Origin of the sequence: Streptomyces sp. NPDC050535, from assembly GCF_044457665.1 — a bacterium.
Taxonomy (GTDB): domain Bacteria; phylum Actinomycetota; class Actinomycetes; order Streptomycetales; family Streptomycetaceae; genus Streptomyces.
This window is the reverse complement of record NZ_JBITHE010000001.1, coordinates 239,685-252,428: the sequence shown is the minus strand read 5'-3', so window position 1 is coordinate 252,428 and position 12,744 is coordinate 239,685. Positions and strand designations below refer to the sequence as shown.

General features: G+C 67.8%; 10 protein-coding genes. 1 reads left to right on the top strand and 9 read right to left on the bottom strand.

Annotated features, from left to right (window positions below):
• The first annotated feature begins 58 nt into the window (after window positions 1-58).
• Window positions 59-424, top strand: coding sequence for an NTP pyrophosphohydrolase (locus tag ACIBLC_RS01015; RefSeq protein ID WP_399208460.1), 366 nt, complete (start codon window positions 59-61; stop codon window positions 422-424).
• A gap of 113 nt (window positions 425-537) precedes the next feature.
• Here ACIBLC_RS01015 and ACIBLC_RS01010 read toward each other — a convergent pair whose 3' ends face one another.
• The 9 genes from ACIBLC_RS01010 to ACIBLC_RS00970 all read right to left on the bottom strand — a co-directional run bounded on the left by ACIBLC_RS01010 (window position 538) and on the right by ACIBLC_RS00970 (window position 12,722).
• Complete coding sequence (locus ACIBLC_RS01010) at window positions 538-1,995, bottom strand: ArnT family glycosyltransferase (protein WP_399208459.1); 1,458 nt, start codon at window positions 1,993-1,995, stop codon at window positions 538-540.
• Between the two features lie 81 nt (window positions 1,996-2,076).
• Window positions 2,077-3,600 (bottom strand): amino acid permease, encoded by a 1,524-nt coding sequence (locus ACIBLC_RS01005; RefSeq protein WP_399208458.1) that lies wholly within the window; start codon window positions 3,598-3,600, stop codon window positions 2,077-2,079.
• 142 nt (window positions 3,601-3,742) lie between these two features.
• Window positions 3,743-5,674 carry a 1-deoxy-D-xylulose-5-phosphate synthase gene (gene dxs / locus ACIBLC_RS01000; RefSeq protein WP_399208457.1) on the bottom strand — a complete coding sequence of 644 codons (1,932 nt, stop codon included), beginning with the start codon at window positions 5,672-5,674 and terminating at the stop codon, window positions 3,743-3,745.
• A gap of 224 nt (window positions 5,675-5,898) precedes the next feature.
• The gene (locus ACIBLC_RS00995; RefSeq protein ID WP_399208456.1) at window positions 5,899-7,191 is read right to left on the bottom strand and encodes a sugar ABC transporter permease; all 1,293 of its coding nucleotides are present in this window, start codon (window positions 7,189-7,191) and stop codon (window positions 5,899-5,901) included.
• Entirely contained in the window at window positions 7,188-7,982 is a 795-nt protein-coding gene (locus ACIBLC_RS00990) for an ATP-binding cassette domain-containing protein (protein ID WP_399208455.1), read from the bottom strand. The genes ACIBLC_RS00995 and ACIBLC_RS00990 overlap by 4 nt, the downstream gene beginning before the upstream one ends.
• Window positions 7,983-8,164: 182 nt before the next feature.
• On the bottom strand, window positions 8,165-9,262 hold the full coding sequence (locus ACIBLC_RS00985) for a sugar ABC transporter substrate-binding protein (protein WP_383681513.1): 1,098 nt from the start codon (window positions 9,260-9,262) through the stop codon (window positions 8,165-8,167).
• A 133-nt stretch (window positions 9,263-9,395) separates the two neighbouring features.
• Window positions 9,396-10,595, bottom strand: a complete 1,200-nt coding sequence (locus ACIBLC_RS00980) for an ROK family protein (protein WP_399208454.1) — start codon at window positions 10,593-10,595, stop codon at window positions 9,396-9,398.
• A 241-nt stretch (window positions 10,596-10,836) separates the two neighbouring features.
• Window positions 10,837-11,775, bottom strand: coding sequence for a carbohydrate ABC transporter permease (locus tag ACIBLC_RS00975; RefSeq protein ID WP_399208452.1), 939 nt, complete (start codon window positions 11,773-11,775; stop codon window positions 10,837-10,839).
• A gap of 14 nt (window positions 11,776-11,789) precedes the next feature.
• Window positions 11,790-12,722 (bottom strand): carbohydrate ABC transporter permease, encoded by a 933-nt coding sequence (locus tag ACIBLC_RS00970; protein ID WP_399208451.1) that lies wholly within the window; start codon window positions 12,720-12,722, stop codon window positions 11,790-11,792.
• Window positions 12,723-12,744: the final 22 nt, after the last annotated feature.

Genomic DNA, 12,744 nt, shown 5'->3' with positions numbered 1-12,744 from the left:
GCCGCGGCGGGGGCCCTCTTCGTGCTTCAGTCGGCCCAGGACACCGGGAGGAATCGCCGTGACGACACTCGTGATCATCGACGCCGCCAACGTCGTCGGCTCCGTCCCCGACGGCTGGTGGCGCGACCGGCGGGGGGCCGCGGAGCGGCTGCGGGACCGGCTCGCCGCCGACGGCGTCCCCGGGCGCGAGGGTCCCGTGGAAATCGTCCTCGTGGTCGAGGGGGCCGCCCGGGGTGTGGAGTCCGTGCCGGGTGTACGGGTGGAGTCGGCACCCGGCAGTGGGGACGACCGGATCGCCGAACTGGCCGCCGCCGCGGCCGGGCAGCCGTGTCTCGTCGTGACGGCGGACCGTGAACTCCGGCGCAGGGTGAGTGCGTTCGGAGCGGAGGTGGCGGGGCCTCGGGCGGTACGGGGGGACGCCTGAGGATGGTTCTCGCCCCCTCCGCCCCTTCCCGTCCCGTTCCTGGGGGCTGCGCCCCCGGACCCCCCTGTCGCGCTGACGCGCTCGTCCTCAAGCGCCGGACGGGCTGAAAGCGATCAGCCTCGTTCCCTCACGTACAGCACCGCCCCGTCCACCGTTCCCGCCTCCTCGTATCCCCCCGCCAACAGCCGCCGCAGCGACGGCACTCGCCGTGGCGCGTACGGCTTGTCGCGGGAGTCGTCGACGACGAGTGCCGGCGGATGGGCCGCCGTCTCCGCGCGGAACGCCGGCCAGGCTCCGGCCACGGCGTACTTCTCGCCCACCTGGGGGCCGTTGCGGCCGCCGCTGTAGTTGGTGAGCAGGCCGGCGGTGAGGAAGCGACTGGCTGGGGTGCGGTCGGCCAGCCAGTAGATCTCGGGGTGTATGCCCCACACCAGGACCCGGTCGCCTGGCTCCGTGCGGTGGGCCACCGCGGCCGCCAGGCGCTGGGCGTGTGCGAGGTCGGGGCGCGGCGCGAGCAGGCCCCAGGCGAGGAACAGGGTGCAGCAGCAGGCGGAGGTGAGTACGGCCCTCGCCAGCCGTTCGCCGGGCAGGATCTGGAGTGCGGCCGTCGCCAACAGGGCGATGGGCGGGATGAGTTGCAGGTAGTAGTGGCCGAAGAAGTGGAAGCCGAGGAGTACCGCGGCCGCCGAGGAGGCCAGCCAGAGCCAGAGCTCCGCCGAACCCGTACGGGCGATGCGCAGGACCCGTACCACCGGAGGGATCAGGCCCGCGCAGGCCACCGTCAGGATCGCGCTGTTGGCCAACCCCCTGCCGAGGACATGGAGTTCGGATCCGGTGAAGGAGGCGTACGCGCCTGATCCGGTGACCGTCCAGAACAGGAAGCCCGCCGGGTCGGTGAGCAGCGCGGCACAGAGGACGGGCAGGGCCGCTCCGACTGCCAGTCTTACCAGGTCCGTTCGCGGTGCGCCGTGCCGGTACAGCAGCCACACCACCGGCACCAGCACCGCTCCGCCCGTCTGCTTCACCAGGAAGGCGCACGCGACGGCCGCCCCGGCCGCGCCCCAACGGCGCCTGTCCGCGCACCACATCGCCGCGGCCGTGCACGGCAGTATGAACACCTCGAAGGTGGCGGCCTGCGCGTCCTCGGGGTTGAGCCCGACGGAGACCAGCAGATACAGCACGCCCGCCGTGCGCCCCGCCCGGTCGTCCCAGCGGCGCCGGGCCAGCGACGCGAGCAGGACGGCGGTCGACAGCTGGGCCACCACCGCGAGAACCCTGACCGAGGTCAGCGAGCCGGAGCCGGACACCTCGAAGGCCGCCTCGTACAGCCACGGCACGAGCGGTGGCTTGCGGTCCACGACCGTCTCGTAGAGCTCTCCCCCGTTCGCCAGTATGCGGGCCTGTACGGCGAGATAGCCCTCGTCCGGGTTCCACAGCGGGTGCAGGAAGGAGGGGGCCCGGGTGACGCAGGCGAGCAGCGCCAGCACGGGCAGGAGCCGTCTCCAGTAGCCGCGGTCCGATCCTCGCGGCTCGGCTGTGGAGCGAGGTGATTCCAGGAGCTCGGCGAGCATACGGTGCACGCTATCCGGCCCCGCAGTCTCCGCCGAAACGGGACATACGGGGCCGGATCATCAACGGGTCGGGGAAGGCGGCTACTTGGTGTCGCCACCCTGCGGCCTCGGCACTCCGCCCGCCGTCGCCTCCGACTGAAGGCCGAGACGGCTGTGCGAACGCCCGTACAGGAAGTAGATGACGACGCCGATCACCATCCAGATACCGAACCGCAGCCAGGTCTCGGCGGGCAGGTTCAGCATCAGCCACAGCGAGGCCAGGACGGAGACGATGGGGAGGTAGGGCACCAGCGGGGTGCGGAAGGTACGGGGCAGATCGGGGCGGGTGCGGCGCAGGATGACCACACCGATCGCGACGACGACGAAGGCGAACAGGGTGCCGATGTTCACCAGTTCGGCGAGTTCACTCAGGCTGGTGAAGCCCGCGAGGATCGCGATGATCACACCGAGCAGGATGGTCGGCCGGTGCGGGGTCTTGAAGCGCGGGTGGACACGCGAGAAGAAGCGGGGCAGCAGTCCGTCGCGGCTCATCGCGAAGAAGACCCGGGTCTGGCCGAGGAGCAGGATCATGCAGACCGTGGTCAGGCCGACGGCGGCGCCGAAGCTGATGAAGCCCGCGTACCAGGGATGCCCGGTGGCCTTGAAGGCGTCGGCGAGCGGGGCGTCCACGGAGAGCTTGGTGTAGTGCTGCATGCCGGTCACGACGATCGACACGGCGACGTAGAGGGTGGTGCAGATGATCAGGGAGCCCAGGATGCCGCGGGGCATGTCGCGCTGCGGGTTCTTCGTCTCCTCGGCGGCCGTGGCCACGACGTCGAAACCGATGAAGGCGAAGAAGACGACGGAGGCTGCGGTGAAGATGCCCAGCACGCCGAAGTTGGAGGGCGCCCAGCCGAACATCAGCTGGATCAGCGGGGAGTGGAGACCGGCGCCGGCTTCCACGGGCTGCGCCTTCGGGATGAACGGGTCGTAGTTGTCGCCCTTGATGAAGAAGGCGCCCGCGACGATCACGACGAGGACGACGACCACCTTGATGGCGACGACGAGCGAGGTGATCCGCGCGGAGAGCTTCATGCCGAGCACGAGGATGCCGGTGAGCACCAGCACCAGGCCGGCGGCCAGGATGTCGAAGCCGAAGCCGTCGGCCCCTTCCCTCCCGCTGAGCGCCTCCGGCAGGTGCCAGCCCGCGTTGTCGAGCAGCGAGGCGACGTACCCGGACCAGCCGACGGCGACCACCGCCGTGCCAAGCGCGAACTCCAGTACGAGGTCCCAGCCGATGATCCAGGCGGGCAGCTCACCGAGCGAGGCGTACGAGAAGGTGTAGGCCGAGCCCGCCACCGGGACCGTCGACGCGAACTCGGCATAACAGATCGCGGCAAGCGCGCAGACGACCCCGGCCACCACGAAGGCGAGGGCGACGGCGGGTCCGGCGTTGTTCTTGGCGACCGTGCCGGTGAGCACGAAGATGCCGGTGCCGATGATCACTCCGACGCCGAAGACGGTGAGATCCAGAGCGGACAGCGACTTCTTGAGTGCGTGCTCCGGCTCCTCAGTGTCCGAGATCGACTGTTCGACCTTCTTCGTTCTGAAGAGAGTGCTACTCACGGGTGTACCTCCACGCTTGACGTCCTCGACATGATCGAGGGGGCGTGTGCTGCGCATGCCCCGGCGCGGACAGGTTCACGCGAATGGGCCGGTTCCGCCACCCCTTCAGAGTGAAGAAACCGGCCCGGCGGACCTGGGTACGTCAGTCGCGGGCGGGCTCCACCGCGTCCATGGCCGCCGCGGTGGTGCGTTCGAACCGTCCGTCGAGCCGGGACACCAGGCCGGTGACCTGGCGGGCGATGTCCGGCGCGGTCAGGCCGATCTCCGTCATGACCTCCTTGCGGGAGGCATGGTCGAGGAAGCGCGGCGGGATGCCGAAGTCGCGCAGCGGTACGTCGACGCCCGCGTCCCGCAGCGCCTGCGCGATGGTCGAACCGACGCCGCCGACACGGGAGTTGTCCTCGACGGTGACGACCACGCGGTGCTGCTCGGCGAGCGGGGCCATGGCCTCGTCGACGGGCTTGACCCAGCGCGGGTCGACGACGGTCGTGGAGATGCCCTGCTTGTCGAGGAGGCCGGCGATCTCCAGGCACATCGGCGCGAGGGCGCCTACCGAGACGAGCAGCACGTCCGGGGTGTCGGTGCCCGGCTCACGCAGCACGTCCATGCCGCCGACCCGGCCCACGGCGGGTACGGCGGGGCCGACCGCGCCCTTGGAGAAGCGGACCACGGTCGGCGCGTCGGTGACCTCGACGGCCTCGCGCAACTGGGCACGGACCTGGTCCGCGTCGCGCGGCGCGGCCAGCCGCAGGGTCGGCACGACCTGGAGGATCGACATGTCCCACATGCCGTTGTGCGAGGCGCCGTCGGTGCCTGTGACGCCCGCGCGGTCGAGGACGAAGGTGACACCGCACTTGTGCAGGGCCACGTCCATCAGGACCTGGTCGAAGGCCCGGTTGAGGAAGGTCGCGTAGACGGCGAAGACGGGGTGCAGTCCGCCGGTGGCGAGGCCGGCCGCGGAGACGGCGGCGTGCTGCTCGGCGATTCCGACGTCGTACACCCGTTTGGGGAAGGCCTTGGCGAACTTGTCGAGGCCGACCGGCTGGAGCATCGCGGCGGTGATGGCGACGATGTCCTTGCGCTCCTCGCCGAGCTTGACCATCTCCTCGCCGAAGACGGAGGTCCAGTCGGCGCCGGAGGAGGCGATCGGCAGGCCCGTGTCGGGGTGGATCTTGCCGACGGCGTGGAAGCGGTCAGCCTCGTCCTGGAGGGCGGGCTGGTAGCCGCGGCCCTTCTCGGTGAGGCAGTGCACGATGACCGGGCCGCCGAAGCGCTTGGCACGGATCAGGGCCGACTCCAGGGCCTCGATGTCGTGGCCGTCGATCGGGCCGACGTACTTGAGGCCGAGGTCCTCGAACATGCCCTGCGGGGCGATGAAGTCCTTGAGACCCTTCTTGGCGCCGTGCAGGGTCTCGTAGAGAGGCCTGCCGACGACCGGGGTGCGCTCCAGGAGGTCCTTGCCGCGGGCCAGGAAGCGCTCGTAGCCGTCGGTGGTGCGCAGGGTCGCCAGGTGGTTCGCGAGGCCGCCGATGGTGGGGGCGTACGAGCGCTCGTTGTCGTTGACGACGATCACCAGGGGGCGGTCCTTGGCGTCGGCGATGTTGTTCAGCGCCTCCCAGGCCATGCCGCCGGTGAGGGCGCCGTCGCCGATGACCGCGACCACGTGGTCATCGCGCTCCAGGACCTGGTTCGCCTTCGCCAGGCCGTCGGCCCAGCCGAGGACCGTGGAGGCGTGCGAGTTCTCGATGACGTCGTGCTCGGACTCGGCCTGTGAGGGGTAGCCGGAGAGGCCGCCCTTCATCTTCAGCTTCGAGAAGTCCTGACGGCCGGTGAGCAGCTTGTGGACGTAGGACTGGTGGCCCGTGTCCCACAGCACCCTGTCCTTGGGCGACTCGAAGACGCGGTGCAGAGCGAGGGTGAGCTCCACGACGCCGAGGTTCGGGCCGAGGTGGCCGCCGGTCTTGGAGACCGCGTCGACGAGAAAGGTCCTGATCTCACCGGCCAGCTGGTCGAGCTGCTCCAGGCTGAGCCGGTCCAGATCGCGCGGTCCCCTGATGCGGGTCAGCAGCGGCACCCGTGCCTCCTTGCGATAGAGCTGTTCGAGCTTTGCCGGGTCTGTCGAGTCTAATGTTCCGTCTTTCGGGGCGGCGTCCGGGTTGTGCGTCGTACATCACGCGAACGGCTGTAAATAATCCGCACGCTTGTTCCCTTACCGGATTTGTCTCCTGGACATGGAAGTGCCCGGTACCTCCGTCGGTACCGGGCACTTCGTCCAATGGCCTGAAGGGGCCGGGTTCGCTAGGCGCGGCCCGCCGTCTTCTGGGTCTTGCGGGTGACGGCGTCGATGACGACCGTCGCGAGCAGAACACCACCGGTGATCATGTACTGGATCGGCGAGGCGATGCCCTGGAGGGCGAGCCCGTACTGGATCGAGACGATGACCAGCACACCGAGCAGCGCGTTCCAGGTGCGGCCACGGCCACCGAAGAGGCTGGTGCCACCGATGACGGCCGCCGCGATGGCGTTCATCAGCAGGTCACCGGCGCCGGCGCCCTGGTTGGCGGAGGCGATCTTCGAGGCGATGAACAGACCGCCGATCGCGGCGAAGGTACCGGCGATCGCGAAGACCGAGATCCGGACCATCTCCACGTTGATACCGGCACGCCGGGAGGCCTCGACGCTGCCGCCGAGCGCGAAGATCTTCCGGCCGTAGGCGGTACGGCGCAGCACGAAGTCCGTGAGCAGCAGTACCGCGATGAAGATCACCACGGCCAGCGGCAGGCCCTTGTACTGGTTGTAGACGATCGCGACGGCGAAGGCGAGGATGCCCAGGAGCGCCGTCCGCAGGATGGTCTCGCTCAGCGGCTGCGACGGGACACCGGCGGCCTCGCGCCGGCGGTTGCCGTAGAAGGAGCTGACGAAGAACCCGGCGGTCACGACGATCGCCAGCGCGTAGGCGGCGGCCACATCGGTGAAGTAGTAGCTGGTCAGCTTGGCGACGATGCCTTCGCTATCCAGGTTGATGGTGCCGTTGTCACCCAGGATCTGGAGCATGAAGCCGTTCCAGAACAGCAGACCGGCCAGGGTGACGGCGAAGGCGGGCACGCCGATGCGCGCGAAGACGAAGCCGTGGATCGCGCCCGCGGCCGTGCCGGTGAGGATGGCCAGGATGAAGGCCAGCCACTGGTTCATGCCGTGCGTGACGTTCAGCACCGCGAAGGCGGCGCCGGCGACACCGGAGACCGAACCGACCGACAGGTCGATCTCACCGAGCAGCAGCACGAAGACGATGCCGACCGCGATCATGCCCGTGCCGACCATGGCGACGGAGATGTCGGACAGGTTGCCCGCGGTGAGGAAGTTCGAGTTCAGGCTCTGGAAGATGATCCAGATGATGACGAGGCCGAGGACGACCGGGATGGAACCCAGGTCACCCGCCTTCATCTTGCGCTTGAACTCGGAGGCGTAGCCCGCGAGGCCCTGCTCGCGGACGAGGAGCCGGGGGTCGACCACGGTGCTCGCCGCGGCGGCGGCCTCGGGGTTCGCCACCGCGTGGTCCTCGGGGGTCGCGGAGGTCTTGTCGATGCTCACTTCTGAGCCTCCCCATTGCTGCTGCGCGCCGCACGACGGGTCACGGCGTTCTCCGTGGCACCCGTGATGGCGGAGATGATCTCTTCCTGAGAGGTCGACTTGACCTCGAAGATGCCGTTGTTGCGCCCCAGGCGCAGGACGGCGACCTTGTCGGCCACGGCCTTCACATCAGCCATGTTGTGGCTGATGAGGAGCACCGCGTGGCCGCGCTCGCGCAGCCGCTCGACCAGGTCGAGGACCTGGGCGGTCTGCTCGACACCGAGGGCCGCGGTGGGCTCGTCGAGGATGACGAGCTTGGGCTCGCCGAGCATCGAACGGGCGATCGCCACCGTCTGGCGCTGACCGCCGGAGAGCGAGGCGATCGGGATACGGACGCTGGGGATGCGGATGGACAGGGTGTCCAGCAGCTCGCGGGAACGGCGCTCCATCTCGACCTCGTCGAGGATGCCGCGCTTCTTCAGCTCGCGACCGAGGTAGAGGTTGCCCACCACGTCGATGTTGTCGCAGAGCGCGAGGTCCTGGTAGACGGTCGCGACCCCGAGGGCCTGCGCGTCGTGCGGCTTGTTGATCTGGACGGCCTTGCCGTCCCACTCGATGACGCCCTCATCGATGGGGTGCACGCCGGCGATCGTCTTCACCAGCGTGGACTTGCCGGCGCCGTTGTCGCCCACCAGGGCGACCACTTCGCCGGCGTGGACCTCAAGCTCAACATCGGTGAGCGCCTGGACGGCACCGAATCGCTTGGAGACCCCGCGCAACGCCAGAACAGGCGTAGCGGACACGTTAATCATCTCCTTCGCCGCCTGACCCGGCGGGAGGTTGTGCAGAAAGATGCGGAGGGGGGTTCCTTCCGGCGCCCCGCCCTAGCTTGCGGGGCTGATGGATGCGGAGCGCCGGAGAGGCTTTGGAGTACGCAAGTCCGTACGGGAATTCAGTGACGAATTCCCGTACGTGGAAAGAGACTTGCGGAGACCTACTTGAGACCGAGCGAGTCGCAGTCGGCCTTGTAGGCGCTCGTGCAGATGTCGGCGACGGTGTAGATGCCGTCCTTGAGGACGGTGTCGTTGATGTTGTCCTTGGTCAGCGAGACGACCGGGACGAGGACCGACGGGACACCCTTGGTGGTGGGGCTGTCGACCTTGGTCTTGGCGAGGGAGTCGAGCGACTTGCCCTGCGCGAGCGCGACGGCGATCTCGGCCGTGACGTTGGCTTCCTGCGGGTAGGGCTTGTAGACGCTCATGTACTGCTCACCGGCGACGATGCGCTGCACACCCGCGAGCTCCGCGTCCTGGCCGGTGACCGGGATGTTGTCGATGCCGGCGGCCTTGAGGGCGGTGATGATACCGCCGGCCATGCCGTCATTGGCGGAGTAGACGCCGACGATCTTGCTCTTGCCGAGGGCGGAGATGGCGCCCTCCATGTTGGCGTTGGCGTTCTCCGGCTTCCACTCCTTGGTGTCGTACTCCTTACCGACGGTCACCTTGCCGTCGAGGACGGAGTGCGCGCCCTTCTTGAAGAGTGCGGCGTTCGGGTCGGTGGACGACCCGTTCATCATGACGATGTCGCCCTTGGAAGCCTTGTCGCCGAGAGCCTTGAGCAGGGCCTCGCCCTGGACCCGGCCGACCTCTTCGTTGTCGAAGGAGATGTAGGCGTCGATCGGGCCTTCCGCCAGACGGTCGTAGGCCACGACCGGGATGCCGGCGTCCTTGGCCTTCTGGACCGAGCTCTTGATGGCCGCGGAGTCCACAGCGTCCACGATCAGCACGTCCACCTTGTTGGTGATCATCGTGTCGACCTGCTGGTTCTGCGTACTGGCGTCCTGCTTGGCGTTGGCGTAGATGACCTCGCCCTTGTTGTTCGTGAGCTCCTTGACCTTCTTCTCGATCAAGGGCTTGTCGAAGTTCTCGTACCGCGCGGTCTGGTTCTCGGGGAGAAGCAGACCGACCTTGATGTCGTCACCCTTGGCAGCGGCCGAGCTCTCGTCGCTGTCCTTGGACTCCGCGGCACTGCCACAAGCGGCCAGCGAAACGGCCATCGCACCAGCGGCAACGGCGAAAGCAGCACGACGCATACGCGTGTTCACTAAACAAACCTCCCTGACGAGGCCGCGTCGTTGCGGCCGAGGTGGCTCGAAGTCAACTCGGCCGTACGTGCGACGTCAAGAAGTAAATACTTAACGAGATGGCAACGGCGTCGTGCGTTCTCTAAGTGAAGGCGGGACTCGCGGCAGTCAGCGATCCGTCCAAAAGGGTCGAATCACCCATCTCGCTGAGCGCGAGAGCGAGTGCTCCGAGAACCTCCGCACGGCCGCCAAGGGCCCCTGGCAACACCGAGAGTTGACGCGCCGCGCTGGGGATCGCGTAACGGCCGACAGACTCCCTTATGGGCCCGAGAACCAGCTCTCCGGCCTCGGCGAGATCGCCGCCGAGGACCACCCGGCTCGGGTTGAGCAGATTGCAGAGATTCGCGACTCCACTGCCGATGTGTCGGCCGACGTCGGCGATCACCCGACGACAGCCCGGGTCACCGTCCCGCGCCAGCCTGACGACGCCCTCCATGGTCAGATCCGTGCCGTGACTGGACTGAAGGAGTGGCAGGACATAGCGCGCGGCGGTGAAGGTCTCCAGGCAGCCCCGGTTGCCACAGCGGCAGACGGGGCCGGATTCATCAAGAGTAATATGCCCGATTTCTCCCGCTGTGCCACCTGGGCCGCGGTAGATCTTGCCGTTGATCACCAGACCCGCGCCGACACCGCTCGCGACCTTGATGTACGCCAGGTCCCTGGCCCCGCGCCCGCTCCCCCAGACCATCTCCCCGAGCGCGCCCAGATTGGCGTCGTTGTCCACCTGCACGGGCACCCCGAGCCGCCCGCCCAGCTCCTCCGCGGGCTTCGTACCGGTCCAGCCCGGCAGGATCGCGGTCGAGCCGAGGGTTCCCGACTCGACGTCGATCGGCCCCGGCACCCCGAGGCCCACCCCCGCGATCTTCGACCGGTCCACCCCTGTGGCCGCGATCAAACGGCTGACCAGCTCTTCCGCCCGGTCGAAGCCCTGCGCCGCGGAGGCGTCCACGTCGAGCGGCTCGGACTCCTCGGCGAGCACCTGATGGGCGAGGTTCCCGATGGCGACACGCAGATGCGTATGCCCGAAGTCGACCCCGATGACGATGCCCGCGTCCCCGCTCAGACTGACGCTGCGGGCCCTGCGGCCCCCCGCCGAAGTGGGTGTGACCTCGACCGTTCCCCCGTCCTTGAGCTCCCGGACGATATTGGAAACGGTCGCGGCGGACAGGCCCGTCGTGCGCGCGATCTCCGCCTGCGTGAGCGAACCTGCGAGGCGCACCGCACGTACGACGCGCTCCAGATTGGCTCGGTGCAGCGAAGACTGCGACCCCGGAGTCTCCATCGACTCATCCACTCCTGCCCTCAGCCGGACGGCCCCGATGCCGCCCATGTGACCCGGGTCACAGCAGCGGAACCCGGGTCACTTACAAGTTGTGAACTCCAAGCTCCGCTGAACGGGTTACCGCAGTCAAGTCCTTGACGAAAAATCGGAGGCTTCGGGCGCGTTCCGTTTCCGTCACCCCGCGGACACGCGACCGTCACCCCGGGTGCGGGCCGGCGACTTCCGTCGGCGAGGTCGGGCGCTACTTGAGCGTGGCCGAGGTGAGGCCTCCCTGGACCTGGCGCTGGAAGGAGAGGTACACCACGAGCATGGGAATCATCGCGATGGTCACGCCGGCGAAGAGGACGGGGAGATCGGTGGCGTAACCCTGCTGCTGCTGAAGCTGGATGAGGCCCTGGGTCAGGACATATCGCTCCGGATCGCCGCCCTTCTGTGGCTGCATCAGGACGGACGGAAGGATGTACTGGTTCCACTGGCCGAGCACGTTGAAGATGCCGACGCTCAGCAGGCCGGGCTTGGCCATCGGCAGCATGACCTGGAAGAACGCCCGGGTGTGCGAGGCGCCGTCGAGCACCGCCGCCTCGAAGACCGCCGTCGGCAGCGTCCGGAAGAAGGCGTGCATGAAGAACACGGTGAACGGCATCGAGTAGGCGACGTAGACCAGGATCAGACCCTGGTACGTGTTCAACATCTCGAGACGCTTGACCATGAAGAACAGCGGCACCAGGGCGAGGAACACGGGGAACATCGCCCCGCCGACGAAGAAGTAGTAGATGAGGCGGTTGCCCGGGAACTCGTAGCGGGCCAGCACGTACGCCGCCATCGAGCCGAGGAGCATGGTCAGCGGCACCGAGAAGACGAGCACGATGATCGTGTTCGTGAAGTAGTCGCCGATGCCCTTGTCCCAGGCCCTGCTGAAGACGTCGAGCTGCCAGTTCGAGGGCCAGCTCAGGGCCGAACCGCCGATCTGCGCGTCGGTCTTGAAGGAGCTCAGAACCAGCCAGAGCAGCGGCAGGACGATCAGCACGGCCCACAGGACGAGGAAGGCGTGCGAGAAGACGTTGAGGGTGACGCCCTCACCGCGGCCGGCGCCACCCGGACGTGGTGGGGCCTTGTCGGCCGATCGCTGGGCGGGGATGCCGTCGCCGGTCCGCGTCGGCTCCTTGATGGGTGCGCTCATTTTCTGTCTCCGCCTCAGAACTCGATGCGCTCGCGGCGGGTGGCGCGCAGCGTGACCACGGACAGGATCAGGGTGAGGAGCAGCATGATCACGCCCATCGCGCAGGCGTAGCCGCTCTTTCCGAAGTAGAGGAAGTTGCGCATCATCACGTTCGCCATGACGTCGCTGTGGTGGTCGGGGCCGCCGCCGTAGCCGGTGCCCGAGGTCATGGTGGAGACCAGGACGAACATGTCCATCGCGATGATGCCGAGATAGACCCAGGCGGTCTGCACGGTGTCCCACAGCAGCGGCAGGGTCACCCGGAAGAAGGTCTGCGAGCGGCCCGCGCCGTCGAGCAGCGCGGCCTCGTAGATGTCCCTGGGGACGGACTGCATCGCCGCCGAGAACAGCACCAGGTAGAAGCCGACGCCGTGCCAGACGACCACCGCCATCAGGCACCACAGGACCATGTTGGGCTCGTTCATCCACTCGATCGGGCTGTTCGCGTCCACCAGGCCGAGTTTGACCAGGACCCCGTTGAGCAGACCGCCCTCGTCGCTCCGGTAGACCGCCCCGAAGAGCACCGCGAGGATCGCCAGCGAAAGCACCTGCGGAAAGAAGTAGACGATCTTGTAGAAGCCCGAACCCGAGACGCCCTGCACACCGCCGGCGCCGCCCCGCCCGCCCGCGTTCACCATGAAGGCGAAGAACAGGGCGAGCAGGATGGTGAGCACCGGGATGAACACCAGGAACAGGGCGTTGTGCCAGATCGCACCCAGGAAGATGTCGTCCTGGAACAACTCCTTGTAGTTGTCCAGGCCGACGAAACTGAATGTCTGCGACTGCCCCTGCCAGTCGGTGAAGGAGTATCCGATGGTCTGTATGTACGGCCAGATCACGAAGATCAGATACAGAGCCAATGGTGCGAGGAGAAACCCCGCGACAAACCGGTACTGCCCTTTTCGCATGGCATCCTGCCCCTGGTGTTCC